At 53.4% G+C, this 22,399-nt stretch carries 20 protein-coding genes and 3 pseudogenes; 15 read left to right on the top strand and 8 right to left on the bottom strand.

From position 1 onward, the window contains the following. Nucleotide 1: 1 nt before the first annotated feature. Nucleotides 2-823, bottom strand: a complete 822-nt coding sequence (locus tag Har1131_RS18495) for a hypothetical protein (protein ID WP_151147862.1) — start codon at nt 821-823, stop codon at nt 2-4. A gap of 246 nt (nt 824-1,069) precedes the next feature. Here Har1131_RS18495 and Har1131_RS18490 point away from each other — a divergent pair, with 246 nt between their 5' ends. Continuing rightward, on the top strand, nt 1,070-1,360 hold the full coding sequence (locus Har1131_RS18490) for a hypothetical protein (RefSeq protein ID WP_151147859.1): 291 nt from the start codon (nt 1,070-1,072) through the stop codon (nt 1,358-1,360). After that, nucleotides 1,360-2,070: a hypothetical protein gene (locus tag Har1131_RS18485; protein WP_151147855.1), complete on the top strand. Its 711-nt coding sequence runs from the start codon at nt 1,360-1,362 to the stop codon at nt 2,068-2,070. Before Har1131_RS18490 ends, Har1131_RS18485 begins: the two co-directional genes overlap by 1 nt. A gap of 182 nt (nt 2,071-2,252) precedes the next feature. On the opposite strand, the gene Har1131_RS18480 is transcribed toward Har1131_RS18485, so the two are convergent. Next, nucleotides 2,253-2,669 (bottom strand): hypothetical protein, encoded by a 417-nt coding sequence (locus Har1131_RS18480; RefSeq protein WP_151147852.1) that lies wholly within the window; start codon nt 2,667-2,669, stop codon nt 2,253-2,255. Further along, nucleotides 2,666-3,520: a ParA family protein gene (locus Har1131_RS18475; protein WP_151147849.1), complete on the bottom strand. Its 855-nt coding sequence runs from the start codon at nt 3,518-3,520 to the stop codon at nt 2,666-2,668. Before Har1131_RS18475 ends, Har1131_RS18480 begins: the two co-directional genes overlap by 4 nt. A gap of 145 nt (nt 3,521-3,665) precedes the next feature. On the opposite strand from Har1131_RS18475, the gene Har1131_RS22790 reads away from it, so the two are divergent. The 3 genes from Har1131_RS22790 to Har1131_RS18460 are packed head-to-tail and all read left to right on the top strand — an operon-like array spanning nt 3,666 to nt 6,251. Next, nucleotides 3,666-5,171, top strand: a complete 1,506-nt coding sequence (locus tag Har1131_RS22790) for a hypothetical protein (protein ID WP_191907507.1) — start codon at nt 3,666-3,668, stop codon at nt 5,169-5,171. Then, nucleotides 5,158-5,442, top strand: coding sequence for a hypothetical protein (locus tag Har1131_RS18465; RefSeq protein ID WP_151147845.1), 285 nt, complete (start codon nt 5,158-5,160; stop codon nt 5,440-5,442). Before Har1131_RS22790 ends, Har1131_RS18465 begins: the two co-directional genes overlap by 14 nt. An 11-nt stretch (nt 5,443-5,453) precedes the next feature. After that, nucleotides 5,454-6,251, top strand: a complete 798-nt coding sequence (locus tag Har1131_RS18460; protein WP_151148077.1) for a hypothetical protein — start codon at nt 5,454-5,456, stop codon at nt 6,249-6,251. A 311-nt stretch (nt 6,252-6,562) separates the two neighbouring features. On the opposite strand, the pseudogene Har1131_RS18455 reads toward Har1131_RS18460, so the two are convergent. Continuing rightward, a pseudogene (locus Har1131_RS18455) lies at nt 6,563-7,073 on the bottom strand (radical SAM domain-containing protein). A gap of 206 nt (nt 7,074-7,279) precedes the next feature. Then, on the bottom strand, nt 7,280-8,554 hold the full coding sequence (locus Har1131_RS18450) for an IS4 family transposase (protein ID WP_151147453.1): 1,275 nt from the start codon (nt 8,552-8,554) through the stop codon (nt 7,280-7,282). Nucleotides 8,555-9,366: 812 nt separating this feature from the next. Here Har1131_RS18450 and Har1131_RS18445 point away from each other — a divergent pair. From Har1131_RS18445 to Har1131_RS18435, 3 genes and pseudogenes are all read left to right on the top strand, one after another. After that, nucleotides 9,367-10,661, top strand: a pseudogene (locus Har1131_RS18445) (orc1/cdc6 family replication initiation protein). A gap of 695 nt (nt 10,662-11,356) precedes the next feature. Beyond that, complete coding sequence (locus tag Har1131_RS18440) at nt 11,357-12,184, top strand: ParA family protein (protein ID WP_079990707.1); 828 nt, start codon at nt 11,357-11,359, stop codon at nt 12,182-12,184. Next, the gene (locus Har1131_RS18435; RefSeq protein WP_050007901.1) at nt 12,177-12,545 is read left to right on the top strand and encodes a hypothetical protein; all 369 of its coding nucleotides are present in this window, start codon (nt 12,177-12,179) and stop codon (nt 12,543-12,545) included. Before Har1131_RS18440 ends, Har1131_RS18435 begins: the two co-directional genes overlap by 8 nt. Nucleotides 12,546-12,574: 29 nt before the next feature. On the opposite strand, the gene Har1131_RS18430 is transcribed toward Har1131_RS18435, so the two are convergent. After that, a complete protein-coding gene (locus tag Har1131_RS18430; protein WP_151148072.1) occupies nt 12,575-12,901 on the bottom strand; it encodes a PadR family transcriptional regulator in 327 nt (108 codons plus the stop codon). A gap of 120 nt (nt 12,902-13,021) precedes the next feature. Here Har1131_RS18430 and Har1131_RS18425 point away from each other — a divergent pair, with 120 nt between their 5' ends. From Har1131_RS18425 to Har1131_RS18415, 3 genes are all read left to right on the top strand, one after another. Further along, nucleotides 13,022-13,300 (top strand): hypothetical protein, encoded by a 279-nt coding sequence (locus tag Har1131_RS18425; RefSeq protein ID WP_151148069.1) that lies wholly within the window; start codon nt 13,022-13,024, stop codon nt 13,298-13,300. A gap of 57 nt (nt 13,301-13,357) precedes the next feature. Next, complete coding sequence (locus tag Har1131_RS18420) at nt 13,358-14,182, top strand: hypothetical protein (RefSeq protein WP_151148066.1); 825 nt, start codon at nt 13,358-13,360, stop codon at nt 14,180-14,182. Nucleotides 14,183-14,721: 539 nt separating this feature from the next. Continuing rightward, entirely contained in the window at nt 14,722-15,303 is a 582-nt protein-coding gene (locus Har1131_RS18415; RefSeq protein WP_151148062.1) for a hypothetical protein, read from the top strand. Nucleotides 15,304-15,423: 120 nt separating this feature from the next. On the opposite strand, the gene Har1131_RS22280 is transcribed toward Har1131_RS18415, so the two are convergent. After that, nucleotides 15,424-16,116 carry a CAP domain-containing protein gene (locus tag Har1131_RS22280; protein WP_008313723.1) on the bottom strand — a complete coding sequence of 231 codons (693 nt, stop codon included), beginning with the start codon at nt 16,114-16,116 and terminating at the stop codon, nt 15,424-15,426. A gap of 435 nt (nt 16,117-16,551) precedes the next feature. Then, nucleotides 16,552-16,653: pseudogene (locus Har1131_RS22275) on the bottom strand (AN1-type zinc finger domain-containing protein); the annotation flags it as partial. 288 nt (nt 16,654-16,941) lie between these two features. Here Har1131_RS22275 and Har1131_RS18405 point away from each other — a divergent pair. From Har1131_RS18405 to Har1131_RS18390, 4 genes are all read left to right on the top strand, one after another. Continuing rightward, on the top strand, nt 16,942-17,964 hold the full coding sequence (locus Har1131_RS18405; RefSeq protein WP_151148059.1) for a hypothetical protein: 1,023 nt from the start codon (nt 16,942-16,944) through the stop codon (nt 17,962-17,964). Nucleotides 17,965-18,721: 757 nt separating this feature from the next. Continuing rightward, nucleotides 18,722-19,996, top strand: a complete 1,275-nt coding sequence (locus tag Har1131_RS18400) for an IS4-like element ISHma1 family transposase (RefSeq protein ID WP_151148056.1) — start codon at nt 18,722-18,724, stop codon at nt 19,994-19,996. 327 nt (nt 19,997-20,323) lie between these two features. Continuing rightward, a complete protein-coding gene (locus Har1131_RS18395; protein ID WP_151148053.1) occupies nt 20,324-20,569 on the top strand; it encodes a hypothetical protein in 246 nt (81 codons plus the stop codon). Nucleotides 20,570-20,873: 304 nt separating this feature from the next. Next, nucleotides 20,874-22,148 carry an IS4 family transposase gene (locus Har1131_RS18390; protein ID WP_151147453.1) on the top strand — a complete coding sequence of 425 codons (1,275 nt, stop codon included), beginning with the start codon at nt 20,874-20,876 and terminating at the stop codon, nt 22,146-22,148. The last annotated feature ends 251 nt before the right edge of the window (nt 22,149-22,399 follow it).

The following is a 22,399-nucleotide window of genomic DNA, read 5'->3' as shown; positions in this document are numbered from 1 at the left end:
CTTATACGGTCCTAAATCGTGAACCCTTTGCCCGAATCTGCAGGTCGAACAGTTCCTTGAGTACGTTGATTTCTGATTCGGGCTGTGCGTTCGGATTCAGGTAATAGTGGGTGAGCGCATCCATGTTTGCCAGCCGAGAGTTTAAGACGTGAACGAACTTGAATGCCGTCTCAGTGTCGAATAAACGAAGTAGTTCGCTGAGAATATCAAATCCAACGGTTAGTCGCGAGTTGCTTGTTTGTTGTTCGTCCAAGACACGAACGAGCGTCTCACCAAGTTCGGTCATGCTTACTCCCTTATCCAAGATAGCGATGTCAAGTGGAGCCGCCTCCAGATCAATATCCGTAACATCGGCAAACGGCTGTGCTTTGGTCGTGAGGATCGTCGTCCAGGCTGGCCAGGATTGAAGCGCGTTGTCAAGAAATCGAACGCGCTCTGCTGGGTTATTAGTGACAAAAACTGCGACGTCTGCCGGCGATGTGAAATGCACGCGGGCGTTGTCGGCGCCTGCAGTTTCTAGTGGTGAGAGAATCAGGATATTACCGACCCGATCAATCCGGTCGGCCACATGAACACCAGAGTCGATGAGTGCGGAGACGTGTTTGAACAGGTGATTTTTGAATTTGGCAAGCCCCTCGTCGGCGTCGTAGCTCTGACTGGTCTGGTTGCAGTACGGGCAGTCCCACCTGAGGCTGAACTCGTCCGATTCAACGGTGTATTTGTAATGGGAGAGTAAGTGGGATTTTACTGCATCTACGAGTTCTGACTGCTTCGACGACCAGACTGTGAACTTACACTCCCGACACTGCCACTGATGGACCATTCGGGTAGGGTATAATTCACTTCGAGTCAGAAATAAACTTATCTATACGTTCTCTGCTGTGATCTAACCAAACGTAATGAGGGCGATACAGTCGATTAACTCGCCGACTGCTACTCAGCGCAAAGCGGTGGGCAAATATGGTGGTGTGGAAATCTATAGCTTATTGAATAGACTGCTCTATTGATCGCTCAGCTTTTCGCCGAAACACTCTAGGAAATCCGGCTAGTCATCTTGACATATACGGCTATGACTGACCCCGATTCACGGACCACGATGCAGGACTACCAGGCCGACATCGTCGCCGCACTCGACCTGGATGAGTTCTCGGCGGACGCCTATACGTCGGCACCGTATCTCGAAGCGGCCCTTGAGGCCGGCTTCACCGTTGTCGACCTCGCCACCGCACACGATGTCTCGAAGCGCTCCATCTATCGAGTGCTGGACCGCCACGACATCGACTACGAAACGCCACCCAAAAACGGCCCTGCCCGCCGGCTCTGGAACGCCCATCCCGACACGGTGCCCGGTGATGACTGATGGAAGCGACCGACGCAGCTGCGACCGTCGACGCTGGCGTGGACCCGGCGCTTGTGGACACAATCCAGCGCATCGAGGACGGTGATGTCCTCGTCGTCAATGGTGACTCTCGAACCTGGGATGTCACCGATGTCGTCGACCGGTCCATTGAGGACCCGAGCGACGCTCGCGAGTCCAAGCGCGTGTGCCGACTGTCCTGTGGGGCGTCGGTGTTCGGCCTGGAACTCGTCGCGTATCCGGACCGCTACACGGCGTCGATCCATGTGCTTGCGACCGAAGACTGGACTGAGGACGGCCAGGTGTTCGAGGTTCACGATGTCGAGATACTCACCCAGGATGTTCCGTGGGTGGTCGTCACCGGCGGCGCAGACCGCTACCATTTCCCGGACCCACAGGCAGCTGCGTTCGGTGAAGCACGGCCGGCCTGTGGCGGCGGCAACCCTGGGGCTTCGTATCGCGTTGTCCGTTCCAACACCGTCCGGCCCACATACTCGGGCTGTAAGGACTGTCTGCGCCACGAGAAACCCGTCGCGCTCGAGTCGGTCACGTGCCCCTCGTGTTCAAAAGCAATCTGCCATGGGATTGTTCAGGGTGGTGCAGTGGGGGCCGTCAACGGGCTGTCGATCACGTGTCCACACTGTGACTTCGACGGCGTGGTCGACGTCGACGTGGCCAGCGGCTTCGTCGGCGTGGACGATTCGACGGCATGACCCACGGTGACTGCTGACTCACAGCCGTTGAGCCGGTAAACTCTATGTTGCTATATCGAATATCTGTAGACTAGAGACAGATTGCATATCTGGATACAAAATCTAGATACAATATACAGATACACGATATGTGGGCCTGCACGCACATACAGATGACTGATCCGTGATGTAGAAACGGCGACTCAGAACTGTGTCTCTTGCCGTTCGGTGAAGGTCTTGTAGCCGTCTTCGCCGGCCTCGATGAGATCAGGCCGGACCTCCGCAAGTCCTGCCCGGACGAGCAGTCCCAGGACTGACCCGCGACTCTCCGAGTCGGTGGCATCTCTGTCGAGGTACTCGCGAACATCGGCCCCGACAGCATCGAGTTGCCCAGCCTCGTCGAGGCCACGGATCAACGCTGCGAGGTTCTGATCTCGCATGGTGAGGTTCGTCGGTACTTCGCCAGCATCGAGTTCTTCGTAGACGTCGGCGATGTACTCCTCTAACGACGACGCGTCGGGCTCAGTGTCTTGCTGCTGTGCCTCGCTTCGATGGCGTTTCTGTTCTTTCGACTGTTCGAGTAGTTCCTCTGGGTCGCGGTCGTCTGTAGTGTCGCTCATCGGTCTGTGAGTCTGCTCAGCAACTGTTCGGTGTTCGCACTGTACGCCTCACGGGCTCGCTTCCCGGTCGCATAGAGTTCGTCGTCAGGGACGGCGAAGAGCGTCCGGCCCGCGTTCTGGTTATTCCCTATGTCGGCGGTCTTCGTGACTGGTTCGCCGACGATTTCCGGATACTCCTCTGTCACATACTCGACGAACGACTCTGAGAGGGTCTCCTGACTACTGATTATCGTCGGGATGATCAACGCCAGGCCGAGGTCGACGTTGAGGTCCGCACTGATTTCCTCCAGCGTCGCATCCAGTTTCTGGAGTTGGTCACGCTCGAAGGCACCAGGCTTCAGCGGAGCGACGACGTTCCGAGCAGCGAAGAGGCCGTTGAGTGCGATGTTGTCCTCTTTGCCTGGGAGGTCGAAGATGACGAGGTCGTATTGTTCGGCGACGAGGTCCTCGACGAACCCATCGAGTTTCTGGTAGCGCTCTTCGAGGGGGACGTTCGCGAGATTGTTGTCCGCGCCACCCAGGCCTGGGTCAGCTGGGATGAGGTCCGGGCCCTCGTCGGTCGGGAACGTCATCCGGTCCAGAAGGTCATCGATGTTGTCTCGGAGGAACGCCCAGTCGTCACCGAAGACAGCCGAGATCGGGGCGTCGATCGAGACGCCGTCGTCGGCCGTCTCTTCGTCGACGATGGAGAGCCCGAAGTGTGTCGCGAGGTCGTTCTGTGTTCCGGCGAGGTCGACCAGAAGCACCTCGTGGCCCATGTTGTGTGCGGCAACGGCGATGTGGGCGGCGCTGGTTGTCTTCCCAACGCCTCCCTTTTCGACGTATGTTGCCGCCCGTTGTACTGATGCCATATACAGATACTGTATACATATCGGTGATACAAATATGTGCGTCAGACAGGCGTCCGCCCTGATATACTACTTGATACTTAATTTTAATCAACTCGACTGAACTTAACAGGAATTGTTATAACAGAATGACTATTGTTAATTGTGTATGCGTAAATGTTGGATTTTTGCACTTTTTGTTCTCTTACTTGCGGCGCTTACCGTTATCCCGGGTGCCTCTAGCCAGACATTGCCTTCCGACGCAGACATCCACGCTGGGAAAGATTCCACGTTCAAGACCACAGCTTCGCCGAGGGGGGGCCCAAACGGGCCGGTTGATTCCCGAGTGGAACGCGAGACAAAGGTGCCATATCGGATTACATCCGGTACAGCCGTCTGGCAGGGAGTGAGAGGCTATACGAACATCTCACCTGACTCCGAACTCGAAATCGAGATGGAGTCTGAGAGCGAAATGAACCGGTCCGTCCTTCGCCCGGAAGCTGATGTCAGACTTGTCGACACACACACTGCCATAGCGGACTTCAGCGAGTACTCCGCCGAGACGAACTTCAACGCCCAGACGCCCGATATTGACAGTGACAAGAACTTCAGTGACGAGAAAGGCAGTCGTATCGTTGAAGATAGGACGGCCACTGTGACCATCAGCGATCAGGAATCTGACGGTAGCGAAGTCGTCGTCGATAGCGCACAGCTGCCCGAGGGTGGCTTCATCGTCATCCACGACAGCACTCTCCTTGATGGTGGGATTCTAAGTAGCGTCATCGGGAACTCCGAGTATCTTGAGGCAGGCAGCCACGAGGACATCACGATCACACTCGACGAGCCGCAGGACGAGGACTTCGCGGCTATCGCGATGCCACACCTCGACACCAACGGCAACGAAGCGTACGACTTTCCGGACGCTGACGGTCCCTACACCGCCAACGGTTCCGCAGTTTTTGAGCGGGCAAATGTATCGGTGGGCACACCTACTGCCACACCAACTCCGACACCGACGCCCTCATCGCCCTCGGGCAGCATTTCGATCAGTGAGCAACAGTCGAACGGAGACACGGTTGTCGTTGACAGTGCTCGACTATCTGAAGGCGGGTTCATCGCTATTCACGACAGTACAATGCTGGACGGTGAGGTTGGAGAGAGTGTCATTGGGCATTCGGAATATCTAGACGATGGGTACCACCAAAGTATCGAAATACCTATCCAACGGCAGACTACCGAGTTCACGGCCATCGCGATGCTGCACCTCGACACCAACGACAACGAAGCGTATGACTTCCCGGACGCTGATGGTCCGTACACCGCCGACGGTGCCGCAGTTTCTGAGCGGGCAGATGTCTCGGTGGTCATGCCTACTGCCACACCAACGGCCACGTCAACGCCTGAACCAACGGAGATAGCTCCAGAGGGGACAACGGATGGTAGAGAGTCTGAGATACCTACCACAGCGACCGACTCGCGAACCGCGGTAGTCACAACCTCCCCCCAGATCACAACGGAACAGCAGACCGAACCACCACCTCCAGACTCGCTTCGTGAATTCTTCATGAAAATATTTCAAGCCATAGTCGGCCCAGAGATGCTTGTCGTCGTCGGGATCTCGTTAGTGACTGTTCTTATTGTCATGACGTGGCCCGAGGAAGATGACAATAACTGACACTATGACCCCGCTTGAACTTGCATCCCTGATCTGGCCTGTGATGCTCATCCTTGCAGCTACCATTCTGTTTTTATTATTGACTGCTGCCGCCGACCTCGGGGCGGGCGTACGCCGCCTCGGCACTGTAGCACTCCTCGTTTTGCTGGTCGGTTTCTATACACTTCCAGTACTCACGCTGCCAGTACGGTGGTTGCTGACGCTCTTTGGATTTGCAGCCCCAGTCGGGCTCAGCCTCGTAAGTATACGGATGGTTATAAAATCGACATGATCAGACCAGTTGTGCTGCAGGTTACCGCGTTTCTGGAGGTTCTCCCATCATGGCTTCCGACTGTCGCAATCTGTACGGGGGTGTATATGATGTTGGTTGGGATGAGCAACCACTATCTTGAGTCATACGTAGGACACGTCCCCCAATACACGTCCGTTCTAGGCAGCATAATCGTAATTTCCCTATCGACGAGTATCGCTGGAGCGACCTACGTATCCGTCATCAAGCAGGAGATGGTGTTGTTATTCGTCTTCTTTGCTTTCGTCTCAGGGCGGATGATCCAAGGGGCGATTACCGCCCGTATCATCCAGAAAGTCTACGGCTTCTTTTTCGGTCTCTCTGGTGAAGACAGCAGTGATAGCTTGGGTGGGACACTCAAAGACTCCGCTTCCAAAGTTTGGTGGTTCGTGTGGAGCAAAATTAAGGACCGGATTCTGATTATCACTGTATCTATGATAATTGTCTCCCAGACGACGCTGAGCATCTTCGCTGTCTACGCATTCGGTGACGGCCAGCTTATTCGAGCCATCAGGCGATTCTGGATCGGATTCTTTTTTCTCACTGTTGCTGGCATCACGTTCGACTTTCGGTATTTCGCCCACCGGATTTCTTGGACTGCAGCGCTCGGATTAGTAATTGCGACGGCTGGCTCATTTTTGTACAGTCCCGCCGGGTTCTCAAACCTGACATCCGTTTTGGGCCCCTATCTGGAAAACCCTGTCCCGGACTGGATGCGACTTCCGCTGGGCGCGTTTGGCTTTCTCGCCGGTTTCGTCTTCTGGGCGATTTTCTACAGGAAGCATGGGTAGTTGAACGGTTCCGTATTGTCGGTGTCGTACTTTTTTCTTGGATTCGTTGCCTGTATGCTGGTGATCAGTCGCTGCCAGCCGCCGTTGGTAATGGGTTACCTCGTCAAAACCACAGTTTGAGGCGGAAAATTCGTGGGAAAATAAAGGATCGACTCACTTTTTCAAATCGATTACCGTCCCGTAATTTGGTGTAAGTCCCATTAGAACATGGTGAGTCACGTGGAAATTACACTGTCGCTGCCACGTGCACATACCCTGCCCGTAACGGCGTCATCTGTGACGCAACCCAGTATGTACCGTACATAGGCGCGTTAGATGAGATGTCCGAGAGAGTCAGTTTCGTGAGCCAATTTTGACTGCTCCGGTGACGTGCCTGAGTGCTTTCCAGAAAACGACTCCGGTGAGACGGCCTGTTGCATTGCGTTGAGCTTTGACCGAAGTTGGCCGCTCGTCGAGCGCACCAGCTCATCGTCTGGCCAGGAATACACTTCGAGCCCGTCGAAGCGCGTTGCGACTTGCTGGACCGTGTTCAGTTGTTCGAGGGCGTACTCGACCCAGTACTGGTGGCTGTCCTGCATCTGCTGGAGTTCTTCGACCACGTCGTCGTAGCCGGCTTGCTCGGCGGCAGTGAGACACTGCTGGAAATTCGCGCCACGGGGATTGATTGGTTCGTGGAAGACCACAACCTCACCAAGCGCTCTGAAGTAGCTGAGTAGCTCGTGAAAGTCGTCTTCGTCCATCGTGGGGTAATGTGGGTGACATCGAGACGAACACCGACACACCGGCCTGCTGGAGTTCGTCTACCGCTTGCAAGCGAGCCATCGTCGACGAAGATATCGACAAAGCAGGGCTAACAATATTTGTGGGATATCGGACCGCTGTTGGTTAGCCATCGACACCTGTCCGACAGCATCGACTTTTCAGCGTCGCTTCCATCGTTTGATTGTCAGTTATTGCCGGAGGGCGGCCTATTGGTTTCCCCTAGGTTCTTTAGCATACCTGCTACCGTCTAGAGCATTCGTCTTTAGCTAAGACTCACACCTCGGTTGTGTAGCGGTAGCGAGCGTCTCTTGTAAGATCGGTCGTTGTTGATGGATCTTCTGAGCATCCTCGATGAGCCGCTCCAGCAACGGTGGTGGTGAGTAGCCGAGGTACTCACCGAGTTCGTGGAGAACAAGCTGGGCGTGCGACCGGAAGGTCGCCGCCCAGCGTTCCGGTGGAAACACAATCTCGTCGTCAGCCTGCTCGGTGACCAGATCCAACAACTCACGGCTCACTAGCAGCGACAGCAACGCCGCATACAGCAAAATCTCCACCACAACAGGGTTGCTCGTGTCGAACTCATCTAGTTCGTATTGCGTCTTCAACTCACGAAACAGCGTTTCTACCTCCCATCGACACCGATACAGCGTCCCTAGATCTGCTGGGAGAAACTCTTCTCTCGGTAGATTTGTGATATACAGATGGTAGTCGTCGGCGTCCTCGTCCCGGACGCCGACGACGCGGAACCGCTTCGTGTCTAGCGACCGTGTTCCCTCGTACTGACCCCGCTTGAACTCCGCTTCGACCTCTACGTCAATGTACTCCCGCGAGAGATCACCGACCACGTCGTGGATCTTCTCTCCTTCCAAGGGAATGGCGCGCCCGCGCCATTCCCGTAGTTCCTCTGTTATCACCGGATTCGCGTTCTGCTTCAACCGGCTCACGAAGTAGCCGTCGTTCTCGTCGATCAGCGCAAAGCGGCGGTACTTGAAGTACGCTAGGTCGAACAAAACCAGCCGTCCATGCAGCCACGATCCCGTCTTGAACAGCGTGCTGTCGTGCGCTTTTTCATCGGTCACATCGATCCGTTCAATCGTCTGGTCGGTGGCATTGTGGAGCAGGTGGAGCTTCGCTCCAGCCTGCTCCTCGTGGCGAGCTTGGAACTCGTCGGAAAGGAACTCGTGCAACCGCAACACCGTTCCATCAGCGATCATCACGTCCCTGAATCGGTTGATATCACCGTCAACAGCGTCGGGAACAGCGACCTCGTCGAGACCACGCTCGACGAGGTCGCGGAGATACTCTGCAAGTGACGGTGTCAACCGGTGATAGAAGCCACCGGGAGAGATCGTCTCATCGGCTGTAGAGTTGTAGCTACGTCTAAATCCAGCGAGTGTTCGGCTCTCGCCTGCGGCGAAGCCGAACACAAGCGCCCACACGAGGACGGGAATCTGAAGCTTCCCCTCCCGTTCGACCACGCCGAGTTCCTCGGCGTGCTCTTCAAGGAACTCAGAGGGAAACAGTGTAGTGAGACGACGCAAGATTCTCGATGAGGAGGTCTCGTTGTACACACTCGACACCTCCTCATTCCTTCCGAAAAGTAGCCTCGATAAGCCGCTGCTGTCACGCGGTTCTTCGCTTAGCTAAAGACGGATGGTCCGAACAATTGGAACCTGGAGAGGCTATCAATATGAATATCGATCTCATCCGAATCCCCGGGTGAAAGGGTCAAAATATCCGCTCTGACATTCGGAGACCAGCTATTTCCATTGGAACAGGCTGGCTCTTCGGACCCACTTCCACCTAAGCAGCCTGCTGTTATCCCTGTTGAGACAGTTGATAAGATTCCAAGATAGTGACGGCGCTTCATAGGCTCTTATTCATGCTCCCAATATGAACCCATGCCGAAAAGACAAAACCTCACTTGGGTAATACGCATCCAGATTGATCAGTTAATGCAGACAAGATTCCCATGAATCTCATTTCGTATGCATTGAGACTGCCAGTCTCAACTATTGCGCTCAAATTCTGTCCTTTAACGAACAACATAATCTCATCCAAGTAATGGTATGAGCTTTTCATTCGCTCTTGTTGTGTACATGACGATAATACTTCGAAGACGGTGTGTTTGGATATCCAATGATACTCCGAAGACGGTGCGTGAATTCTATTTTAGTAGATAACGATATTCCGGGTATAAGAGACTGCAGTTGCCAAGAATAGTGAGATGTTACTTCGAACGTGGTGTAGTATATTTATGTGGATGGGAGATACATCGGGATATATGACTGACAGCGACCACTCATCAGGGAATAATGTGGGAGATACTGACGATTCACTCACCGTGCGGGAGATGATTGAACAGGCAGGCGAGGAGTCAGTGTTCAGAAATCGGAATCTAGTGGAGCCCGACACGATTATCGACAGAGACCGTATTGTTGGCCGCGACGATCAACTGAGAACTGTCGTCTCTAATCTTCGGAAGGTTCTGAATGAAAACCGCCCACCGAACTTACTACTCTACGGTCCTGCAGGAACAGGGAAATCGCTGATATTTGACGCTGTTGCCCGGCAAATCCGAGACATATCTAAGAATCGGGGTTATGAGTTCGGTACACTCCGAATTAATTGCCAAAATCTCAGGAGTCTTGACGAAGCCGTGTACGCACTTGTCCGTGAAGCTGCTCATGACCTCAACGAAGAAATCGGAGTCGCGCGGCATGGCGTCTCTACGAGTACGAAGTATGACCGTCTCTACGATCTGCTAGATGAAGGATACGACTCTGTCGTGTTTGTCTTAGACGAAATTGACTTGCTACTCGGTCGGCGGTCATCTTCAAGCGAACCCGCATATTCGGATTTAATCTACCAACTCAGCCGCGCCAGCATTGAGAGCATAGATATTCAGGTATCAGTAGCTGCACTAACCAACGACCCTGAGTTCATGAATAACCTGGACGCACGAGCGGAAAGTTCGTTCAACCCACGGGACATTCCCTTTTCCGACTACGATGCTAACCAACTACAGGAGATTCTCCGGAACCGGGAAGACGCATTTATTCAGGACGCATTATCCGAGGACGTTATCCCGTTGACTTCTGCCTTCGCTGCTCAAAGTCATGGAGACGCTCGGAAAGCTATTGATCTTCTTCGGAAGGCAGGCGACGTCGCGAATGAGAACGGTGATCTGACTGTGACCGAGAATCACGTTCGGGAAGCTCAAGAGGATGTTGAGACTGACCGTTCTCTCAAGCTTGTGGAAGGACTGACGACACAGAAGAAAATCTCGTTATATGCGACAGCCGCGGTGGCGGAGTTCGGGAAGAGTGGGTCAACGACGGCGTCATCGCGGGTGGCGTTCCCGGTGTACCAGTTTCTGACGGATGTGCTTGATGCAGATGGACGGACACGGGAGACGTTCAACAACTATGTCCGTGAGGTCGGGACGTATGGGCAGCTCGATCACGAGAGGAAAAGCCTTGGCGGAAAACAAGGTGGGGGATGTACTTGATGTATGAGTTCAAGCGTGACCCCGGAGAAATCAAGAAGCGGTTAGAGCAAGACGAACGTATTGCTGATTTGAGTCACCACGAAGATGGCCTTAAGCGAGTGATTCAGGCACAGAAGCGCAATTTTGCGGAGGATTAGCATATCTACATAGGGGGAGCCACACACCGTCTTCGAAGTATCTTTGTGGCAGGTTCCACGGATAAGTTGTTCTGAAGTATAATCAGAATGGATAGAGACACACCGTCTTCGAAGTATCTTTGTTTAAAATAAGCGAGTAGTAGAGTTATGGGCATACTTTGCGATGCTCTTGATGATTCTTAGTCTGTTGATACTATTTCTCAAGTAGTGGTACGGATTTGGTTTTTCTCCCTTCTTATTAAATCTATCTCATACAATAGTCAATTTAATATCTTATCTTCCACCATTTCAATTATCCATTATTCCTCAAACTGCTCTGCATGAGTTGGTTATCGACTATTCTCCACAAACACCAATCCAGGAGGATACTTCGAAGACGGTGTGTGGGTGTCCGAAAACTGGTTGACAACTGCTTGAGACGCTAAATCTAGTACCCGGACTCGACTCCAATGGGGGTAGGGTAAGTATCAGTTAGCTACCCTTGATTCGACAGTGACAGCCGTACTATTCGAAATAGCTGGAAATTACGAACACTACGTATATTACGGATATTTCGCAACTTCCAAGTCTTACGGAAGTTGCGTAATATATGTCTTATATCTGTCGCACTGGAATTTATGTACATGGCGTAATATACGACATATACGAATGGCCCGCAAACTTCGCAAACTTCGAAAATTTCGAGAGGTGCGTACATGAGAGTCACAATTGGTATGCAGAAAGGGGGAGTCGGAAAGACAACGACAACGATCAACACGGCAGGCGCACTCGCTGAACGTGGCCATGACGTGCTCGCAATAGATGCTGATCCGCAGGGAGCTTTAACGCTCAAACTCGGGCATAAAGAGCAATATAGACAGTTCTCTGACAACCCAAATGAAGACGCGGAGGCACTGATTGATGTCCTAACCCAAGATGGAGATATGGAATTCGACCAGTTAGATGATCTCATCATCTCCGGTGGGGAGTACGACATTATTCCTGCGCATATGCGGAATTTCCTTGCCGAGAAGTCTTTGTACACTGATCGGCGAGGCTTTGAGTCTCTAAAAATCGCTCTCAACCGCTCTGACATCGACTATGACTATGTCCTGATCGACTCGCCTCCAAATCTTGGGCCGCTCGCCGATGCTGCACTTCTCGCTGCAGAGAACGTCTTATTCCCAAGCGAGCCGAATGTTATCGCTCAGGAGTCGCTTAAGATCTTGTTTGATGAAGTAGAGACTCTAGAAGACCAGTTCGAGGTCAAGATTAGGGCTATTGGAGCCATCCTAAATCAAGTCCCAGCTCAAGGCTCCATCGCAGAAGATATGCAGGACTGGTTCACTGAGACGTTCGGGGAAGATCGAGTTCTCTCAGTTCCAGACAGAGACGCAATTGAACACGCTATCGAATACGAAACATCAATTTATGCCTATGATCCAGACGACGCGGGTTATCCGTGGGATAGTGACCCAATCAATGAGCTTCGCGACTGTTATCTCAGCATCGCAGAGCTACTGGAGGAAATAAACAATGAGTGAAGACCTGAAAGAGCGGTTCAGCGATCATCAAGATCAAAGTAGCGACAAGGACGCTGAATATACTGAAATCGCAGAAGAAGAAACCGGACAGGCTGAGGCAGAAGCAGCAAACTCTCGACCCAAAGCAGAGATTCCAGTCAGAGATCGGAATCAGGTTACGATGTATCTCGGTGACGACCGAGAAGATGACATCTCCAAGCTGTTTCAAGAGGCCAACGCACAGTCTGTCCTTGCTGATGATGGAGAAATATCGAAAAATGACGAGTTCTACCCTGCACTGGTTGATTTCGTGACTGATCACAAACGGACAGAATTCTTGAAATTTTTGGGTTTAGAGGCAGATGCCGACGAAACCGAGTGACTGCCCATGCCAAATCACGTCACTGCTTGCTATGTGGATAGCTCGTCAATCGGAGCCAGATACTGATTTTCCCACTCTCGGTGACCTTGGAGGTCTCGCACGCCACGCCTTGTCAGTCGATACTTGTTTCCTCGTCCGTTCTTATCCATTTTCTTGATAAGCCCTTTCTCAGCCATTTCGTCCAGTTGCGGATACACACGTCCGACTGTGATCTCCTCGGCATAGTATTCCTGCAGTTCGGCGGTGAGTTCTGTCCCCATCGGATCGTCCATGCCTGCGATCACGACTAGCATATCACGTTTGAAACTATTCACATCGTACATCCTGTCAAACCAAACGCCACGTCCGAGAGTCATAATCTTATTTATTCGCACTCATCTGAACCCGCCTTGGTAGCCTCCTGAAGCGCTGTATCGACCCTTTACCTTACACACAATGTTGTTTTATGCAGCCCTCGCAGCCGGAGGCATCACACAATGTCCAATCCATCAGACGACGCATTGCTGACAGAACTCGCAACCTACCAGAACCGGAAGCTCCTACTCTGGCAGCTCGCAGCAGACGGACGCACAATCTGTGGTATCCAGTTTGTCGCTCGGGAGCACGACCTGCAGAACGCTTCTATCGACGAACAAGTACAAGCCTTCGTCGATGATATGCTCTCGGATGGAGAGGTTCGACCAGAATACGACGCAATGGCTGACTGGGAAGCCCTGGAAGCGAACCACGGCGACACCGCCGACCAGTACCTCTAGGTCAGGCTCACTCCAGTAGCGATTTTGTGTCGCCTCCATGGCTGGAGGCTTTCCAGTATGTTGCCGACAGACGAACCACCGTTTGACCCGATCTTCGTCGATGAACCGCTGCTTATCCCAAACTACAAAGAGACGATCATCAGCAAAGTCGGCTTACCGTTCTACGCCGACGTTGACCGCCCCGATGAAGCGCCCGCTGACGAGCGCGAGCGAACCATCGACCTTGCAGAACGTATCCTGCGCGCCGGCGGCGTCCGAACTGGCTTCGGACACCACGAAGAAGTCCGAACCTCGATGGAGTCGTGGGCTCCCGATGCTGGCGAGGATCGCGACGCTGACCCCGGTTACTGGCGGTCGTCAGTTCTCTTGATGTCTCCCCAAGAGATGAACTTCGGACAGCTGGACGGCGAACCCGAGCAGAAGCACAAAAAGGCCAAGACCGTGCTTGCGTGGGCCGCCGACTGTATCGACAGCGACGTCCTTCAGGAGATCGAGCGGTCCCAAGCCGAGGATATCAAACAAGCGTGGCGCGACGCCGCAGAAGCCGAACTGACTCAGAGCAAGATCGAACAGTTCGCTGAGGAGCCACCGGAAGAACTCGATGGCTGGCAGAGATTTGACGCCGGCCACGACGCCGTTGAAGTGGCCTACGTCGCTGACAACCATGGGACGCCGTCGGTTGCAGCCGTGTTTGAAGCCGCTGACGGCGATCTAGAGGCCCACGAGTTCACGCTGGAAGCGTGGGACGAGAACGATGGGAATCCTCGCGAGGCCCGGCTGAACCGGTACTGCGTCACCACTGACGGCGACGGGGCCTACGCCCGTCTTCGATCACATCTGCTGACCTTCGAGGTCGAACCGATAGAGCGACTTGAAGTGTGAGTTGATCTCGCTCTGAGTGCATAGAATACCGACAGTACAGCTGGTTGTATTCTGCTCTGCTGAATTGCTTAGAACATTGTAGGAGCCAGTCATCAGGTGCGGACCAGAACGTGATTGTATCTTAGTCGCTTTTAAGCGCTTCCTCAGGGAGCAGTATCTCGGGCCGTTGGCGGCAATCTGCAGCCCGCGCGAACGCTCTAATTCGATCCCACTCGTCGGGTGTGAGGTTGCTATCCATAATTGACAACTACCTGTTTAGCGTTTTAATATCTTCTGTATTCATATAAAATAAAAGGAGGTTAGGGAAAGCAATGAGGACAAACTAACCTCAGGAGAGTCCCTACGACACCCTCTTGAGACCGGCTTTAGTCCCAGACTTAACACACCGTATTTCGAGTGAAAATACCACCGCTGTCTGGTGGTTTTCTCCGGAGACAGTGATGTATGCCAATTCTTCAGCGATTAGTCGCCCAGACTGTGAGTTTTTGCACCCCCAGTCGGGTGCGGGGCGGTCCAGTGAGAGCGTCCCGACAGTACCCATGGCATCGAAGACCACCAACAGCGATCAGACCGGAGAACAGCAATCAGCATCCAGCGAAGCGCAGTTCCCAGACCTCACAGTCCACGCCGAGGGGACCGCAGATCGACTTCGGCGCGTCAATGAAACTGCGAAAGCCGATTGTCTCGAAACAGTCGAGGTCGAGCTAGCTGTCGAGTACGATATCGCCTCCTACGACGAGTGGCGCAATCTCGTCGACCCAGACTACGCCATACACGGACGGACCGTTGAGAAGGGCACAATTATCGACGACTTGCTCGACAGACTTGAAGGCCACTACCGCCGGCAGTCGTCCTCTAGATATGAAGCCCCGGACTGGAATCTCACGGTGACCGGCTCGGCGACTGCTTGGCGACGACTCTTGATGGAATTTACCCAGATACGAGGTTCAGATTCCGACCGTGCCCACAAAGGCACCCTTCGTCTCAAACGGTTGCTCGCCGCAGACCTCGTAGACACAGGCGCAGCGCTGGCTGCCCTCGAACTCATCAACCAGTACGATCTGGACAGGGCCACGGACACGTTCATCGCAGAAGTGACGGACAGCACGGGCGACGAGTAGCCAACTCGTCCTGTCTTGGCCTCTGTCGGTTTGTGCTTCCCTCGGGGCTGGAGTTTAACCGTGAAATGTCGAGCAGCATTTGAGGCAACCTTACATCAACTCTCACCGATTGTCTGTGTTTTAGCAGAAATTCTGCGTTGCATAGACCTTGCCCGATTGTTTGACCTCTACACCGATGCCCTCAGACACCCACGACTCCGTTAGCATGTTTTCTCTGTGGCCAGGGGAATTCAGCCATTGGTCGACAATTCCGCGTGCCAGTTCGTCCGCAGAGTCGTAGTATTCCGATCCATCAGTCGTACTAACAGTTTCGTACACCCATGTCTGTGCCAGATTCTCGCCGCCAGTGACGTACGTGTTTTCAGATGTTTGAACACGACATTGGTATCCTGCATTAGCATATCTATCCTTCATACCATCACCAGACGGACTTTCGTGCGAGAAATACGACCGCGTCGCCATGTCTTCGCTGTGATTACGGGCAATACCGGCGAGTTCATCGTCATATCCAACCGCCGATAACCCACGCTCTTGCCGTTCTTGGTTCACGTATTGGTGCACCAGCATTTCGACACGGCGTTCGTCTATCCCTCTAGTGGTATCCGATTCTGAAGCATCGGTAGATGAAGACGATTGCGTGCTATTAGCGAGATCGGCAGCGACTGCGCTGACGCGATCAATGTCGTCGCTGAGGCCGGCTCTCTCAGCTATGCTGTCGGCAGTGTTGTCAATTGGTGAGATGCCAGTCCCAAAAACAGCTACAAGACTGAAAGCAGCCAACAATAGCAGCGATAACTTTGCCGATCTACCCATACGCCGTTTCCAGTTATGCCAATTGAACCGGTGTGTTAGACGGCGTAATACGGGGTATCCGGGGATCCAACCGCAAGATTTGCAACAAGGAAGACCTGCACTAGTGGAGCGTACGTGTTCTGAGACATACTGTCCACAATTCGGACACTGTCCACGGTACTGCGGGGAGACAAACCCACCGACAACGGCCCGCTTCACCCTACTTCTTATACTTATTCCATCATGTTGTCTGCTCGCATCATCCTTTGATTCGCTTTGATTGTCTGCGACACTACCATCAACAGCCACGTCAGGGCTTGATTTGTAATCTGGGGAATTGTCTACTACGCGCGGATTGTCTTTTGATCCTAGTTCTGTTACGTCATCAGGTTCTTCGCTATCAGTAGAGTCAGACTTCCCGACCCCAACAGCGTCAGTTCGAAACCCTGGACACTGGTGATTCTCTGGAAGTGTGTGAGCTGGGCAGAACGTCCCGCCACAGTGGTTACAGCTATGGGTTAGATCATCAACTGCTCCACAGAGATCGCAAGCGGGCATTAGTTGACTATTTTTCTATTAGTGCTAAAATACTATTTGTAAGTAAATGAGAACCAGTGGCTGTATAAGACATCTCAGGTACTTGTCGCTCTATTATCAGTAATTTCAGCAAGACCCAGTTGGAAGAGGCTGTTTAGATTGGCGGACAAGGTGGAGAAACCGCGGCAGTGATCGGTCTAATGATGAACTGGGAACACATGAATGACCAGAATAGCCCACCGGAGAAGACGACCACACACCTGTATCGGTCTGTTTTGTCCCACCTCCATGGGTGGAGGCTTAAATACGATGACGACCGCAACCAAGCGTGTGACTGACCGGAATCCTGAGTACGATCCCGCTGATATCCGCGGTGCAGCAAGTTTTGACCCTGAAACAAGGGGGAACGGACGGAAACGTGTCCTCGAATCCACCAGATATCCCAATCATGCAGAGGATGATACTCGCACCTGTAGAACCTGCGGACAGGACATTCCACGGGACGAGCGCCAGTGTCCGTTCTGCGCTCAAACCGGCGTCTCCGAGACTTCGTCCGACGATCAGGATAGCAGCCCACTTGGGGAGTGGACGTTCGGGCGGGTTGTTCTGGCGCTCGTTGAAGCGAACACTGACTTCCATGCACGAGCCCTCGGCGCTGCGGCCTTCTCCGTGTCTGATAGCATCGCGAGCGGCGAGGATGTCTCCCATGGAACCGTGAAGTGTCGAGCAGCATTTGGAACCGAGCCAGCCGCCACTCTCACGCAAGGCTGGCCCGACCTGCCAACCGAAACCACGATCGACGAGGAACCCGGACAGGCGCTTCTAGAAACAGCCGACGAACAGACCAAATGGGACGGGGATGGAGACGACGTCCAGCCACGGATCTATCTCGAGGACGGGTCGCCAGTCACCGACCGCTCGGAGTTCCAGCGCCTCACGGATGAGTTCCGGGAGGACGACGGCACGTACTGGCTTGTTCCCGGCGTTGTGCAGCGCCATCAGGCAAGAGCCGAACCGGAGATAGTCGGAATCGGGTTCTACTGTCGCCAGTGTGGCGCCGTGACGGGACACGAATCGCACGGACTGGATGGCTTCGAGTGCCACTCACACCTTGACCGGCTGATCTGGACCTGCAGGGAGTGTGGGCAGCACCGACACGAATCCGAACAGGAGGATGACACGGCGGACGTCACGGACTACGAGCATCTTCCCGACGGCGTCTCTCCCGAAGACATCCACGGCGACGAGCCAGACTTCCAGGAACAAGAGTTTCAGGACCAGATCAGTGCCTATCGCGAGCGCCATGGCTTCTTTCCGTGGGAGCGACTATGAGAGAGAATAAACTGAGTGGTGGATTCAGCGACTAATAGACGTAGCACCGCAGACAGCAGAGGTAGTCAGAGTTTGAATTAGTCGAGAGGCCGATTAGTTCATACTTCCAAATGTTAACTAAGCTCGACAAGAGTGCTCACAAAGCGGTCACAAATGAATTTGATTGGTATAAAAACTCAATTCTAACTCCGGTCAGCCCCTCTGATGGCGTGAGGTAGTTTTGAGAGTTCAGCAGCACTTCCTCTGAAGCGGTACTTTGACGAATTAGTTTTAATTACTAGTGTGGCCTTCCGCATCAACAGTCCAACGAGTATTGAGACGATCCCGAAGATAAGTCCGAGTGCCAACACTATGAAAGAGACGAACTGTGAGTTCGGCCGTATAGCTGATAACAGAAGCCAGATAATTCCAGTAAAAACAATTCCCAATATACCAACGACCGTTGCTCTATTCAGGTATGATGGTGGAGAGTAATCAATCTCAGAAATGCTATCCATTCGAATATCCGTGATTGATTTAGCTGTGTCAAAAACTAACCGAGAGTCTGTGCAAATGAGCTTCCCAGCTCCTGTCACTGGTGGAGTCGGGGTTGTTTGGTCAACATCTGCAGTTGCTAGATGTGTTTCTTTACTTTTCACATAGCATCTGTCTTTAGCTAAGAGACGAACCACGTGACAGCAGCGGCTTATCGAGGCTACTTTTCGAGAGGAATGAGGAGGAGTCCGCTGTGCACACTGACACCTCCTCGTCGAGAATCATGCGTCGGCTCACTACACTGTTTCCCTCCGAGTTCCTCGAAGAGCACGCCGAGGAACTCGGCGTGGTCGAGCGAGAGGGCAAGCTTCAGATTCCTGTCCTCGTGTGGGCGCTCGTGTTCGGCTTCGCCGTAGGCGAGAGCCGAACACTCGCTGGGTTTAGACGCTGCTACAACGCTACAGCTGACGAACCGATCTCTTCTGGCGGTTTCTATCACCGGTTGACGCCTACTCTTGCAGAGTATCTCCGCGACCTCGTCGAGGCCGCGCTCGACGAGGTCGCTGTCCCTGATGCTGTTGACGCTGATATCGACCGATTCAGGGACGTGATGATCGCTGATGGAACCGTGTTGCGGTTGCACGAGTTCCTCTCTGATGAGTTTCAAGCCCGCCACGAGGAGCAGGCTGGAGCGAAGCTCCACCTGCTCCACAACGCCACCGACCAGACGATTGAACGGATCGATGTGACTGATGAGAAAACGCACGACAGCGCGCTGTTCAAGACGGGATCGTGGCTGCAAGGACGACTGGTTCTGTTTGATCGGGCGTACTTCAAATACCGCCGCTTTGCGTTGATCGACGAGAACGACGGCTACTTTGTGAGTCGGCTGAAGCAGAACGCAAATCCGGTGATAACGGCGGAATTACGGGAATGGCGCGGCCGCGCCATTCCCTTGGAGGGCAAGCAGATCCACGACGTGGTCAATGATCTCTCGCGGAAGTACATCGACGTAGAGGTGGAAGCAGAATTCAAGCGCGGCCAGTACGAGGGAACTCGGTCGCTGGACACGAAGCGGTTTCGCGTCGTCGGCGTCCGCAACGAGGACGCCGACGACTACCACCTGTACATCACGAATCTGCCGAGAGAGGAGTTTCTCCCGGCGGATCTAGCGACGCTGTATCGGTGTCGATGGGAGGTAGAAACGTTGTTCCGTGAGTTGAAAACGCAGTACGAACTGGACGAATTCGACACGAACAACCCTGATGTCGTGAAAATTCTACTATACGCTGCGTTGCTGTCACTGCTGGTGAGCCGAGAGTTGTTGGATCTGGTCACCGAGCAGGCCGACGATGAGATCGTGTTTCCGCCGGAACGCTGGGCGGCGACCTTCCGGTCGCACGCCCAGCTCATCCTCCACGAACTCGGTGAGTACCTCGGCTACTCGCCACCGCCGTTGCTGGAGCGGCTGATCGAGGATGCTCAGAAGATCCACCAACAACGACCGATCTTACAAGAGACGCTCGCTACCGCTACACAACCGAGGTGTGAGTCTTAGCTAAAGACGAATGCTTTTCACATAGTCATCTGCATTCATATTACGATATCAGATACGTTCATTAGGACTTACTTCAATCTATATGTTGATTCTATTCTGATTCCGTCGACCTTCCGCTTGTCCAACTAACTCATCTCGGTATTTGAGTCGATGACTGACTTAGCATCTGCCTCGGGGAGCTATACACAGTAGTAACCGAATAGCGGAGCCTATAGTGAAGTCAGAATATGCGAATCACACCCTCTGAAGTGAAGTGGTGCAATATTCGCCGATTTAGCTATTGATTGAGGCAGCCATTTTGTGTCTCCCTCGGAGCCGGAGGAGACCATGAGTACGACAGCACCTTCCTTCGAGGAGTATGACTTCGACCGCGGCGACCACGTTCGAGCCGACTGGACCGAGGGAGACGGCCCACTCGATGTAGTCGTCGGAACCGTTACAGAGATTTCGCGCTCCGGCGGCAACGTGATCGTCGCTGTCGAGGCTGCCGACGACCAGACTAGATTTTCTAACAGTTCAGGGAAATGTACTGATTGTGATGAAAGATCGAGCGCGCATTCAGCACTTCCTTAAATTCCTCTGTGTAATAAATGAGCCATATGGAAGATAATTCGAACATGGACAGAGGGGGAGCAACCGCCGGCGAGTCAAGAAGTGTTTACGAAGCGATCTTCCGTGAAATGAGTGATGCAGCCTTTTTGATCGACGTTGAACAATCAGACGAAGACTACACGTTTACCTACCGGCGAAATAACGCCTCACCATCCGTCTTTAGCTAAGCGAAGAACCGCGTGACAGCAGCGGCTTATCGAGGCTACTTTTCGGAAGGAATGAGGAGGTGTCGAGTGTGTACAACGAGACCTCCTCATCGAGAATCTTGCGTCGTCTCACTACACTGTTTCCCTCTGAGTTCCTTGAAGAGCACGCCGAGGAACTCGGCGTGGTCGAACGGGAGGGGAAGCTTCAGATTCCCGTCCTCGTGTGGGCGCTTGTGTTCGGCTTCGCCGCAGGCGAGAGCCGAACACTCGCTGGATTTAGACGTAGCTACAACTCTACAGCCGATGAGACGATCTCTCCCGGTGGCTTCTATCACCGGTTGACACCGTCACTTGCAGAGTATCTCCGCGACCTCGTCGAGCGTGGTCTCGACGAGGTCGCTGTTCCCGACGCTGTTGACGGTGATATCAACCGATTCAGGGACGTGATGATCGCTGATGGAACGGTGTTGCGGTTGCACGAGTTCCTTTCCGACGAGTTCCAAGCTCGCCACGAGGAGCAGGCTGGAGCGAAGCTCCACCTGCTCCACAATGCCACCGACCAGACGATTGAACGGATCGATGTGACCGATGAAAAAGCGCACGACAGCACGCTGTTCAAGACGGGATCGTGGCTGCATGGACGGCTGGTTTTGTTCGACCTAGCGTACTTCAAGTACCGCCGCTTTGCGCTGATCGACGAGAACGACGGCTACTTCGTGAGCCGGTTGAAGCAGAACGCGAATCCGGTGATAACAGAGGAACTACGGGAATGGCGCGGGCGCGCCATTCCCTTGGAAGGAGAGAAGATCCACGACGTGGTCGGTGATCTCTCGCGGGAGTACATTGACGTAGAGGTCGAAGCGGAGTTCAAGCGGGGTCAGTACGAGGGAACACGGTCGCTAGACACGAAGCGGTTCCGCGTCGTCGGCGTCCGGGACGAGGACGCCGACGACTACCATCTGTATATCACAAATCTACCGAGAGAAGAGTTTCTCCCAGCAGATCTAGGGACGCTGTATCGGTGTCGATGGGAGGTAGAAACGCTGTTTCGTGAGTTGAAGACGCAATACGAACTAGATGAGTTCGACACGAGCAACCCTGTTGTGGTGGAGATTTTGCTGTATGCGGCGTTGCTGTCGCTGCTAGTGAGCCGTGAGTTGTTGGATCTGGTCACCGAGCAGGCTGACGACGAGATTGTGTTTCCACCGGAACGCTGGGCGGCGACCTTCCGGTCGCACGCCCAGCTTGTTCTCCACGAACTCGGTGAGTACCTCGGCTACTCACCACCACCGTTGCTGGAGCGGCTCATCGAGGATGCTCAGAAGATCCATCAACAACGACCGATCTTACAAGAGACGCTCGCTACCGCTACACAACCGAGGTGTGAGTCTTAGCTAAAGACGAATGAGCGGTTGGGTTACCTCTTGTGAAATCCTCAGCCACAAATGGAATTGTCCCAGCTGACGGTTCAGGGTGGGAAGCACACCAAACGTACTCCCCACCGTCTCATGGCTCATGAGCCATGAGGAAGTCTATATTTTTAAGTAGTTTATCACTATACCAACTTCTTCTTATAACTCTAAATCTAGCCAAATGGAATCGAGAGAATATTCGAAGGGCTTTATTAAAACATTCAATAGCCAAC

It is taken from the genome of Haloarcula sp. CBA1131 (genome assembly GCF_008728975.1).
In the GTDB taxonomy this organism is placed as follows: Archaea; Halobacteriota; Halobacteria; order Halobacteriales; family Haloarculaceae; genus Haloarcula; species Haloarcula hispanica.
This window is presented reverse-complemented; position numbering and strand designations above follow the sequence as displayed.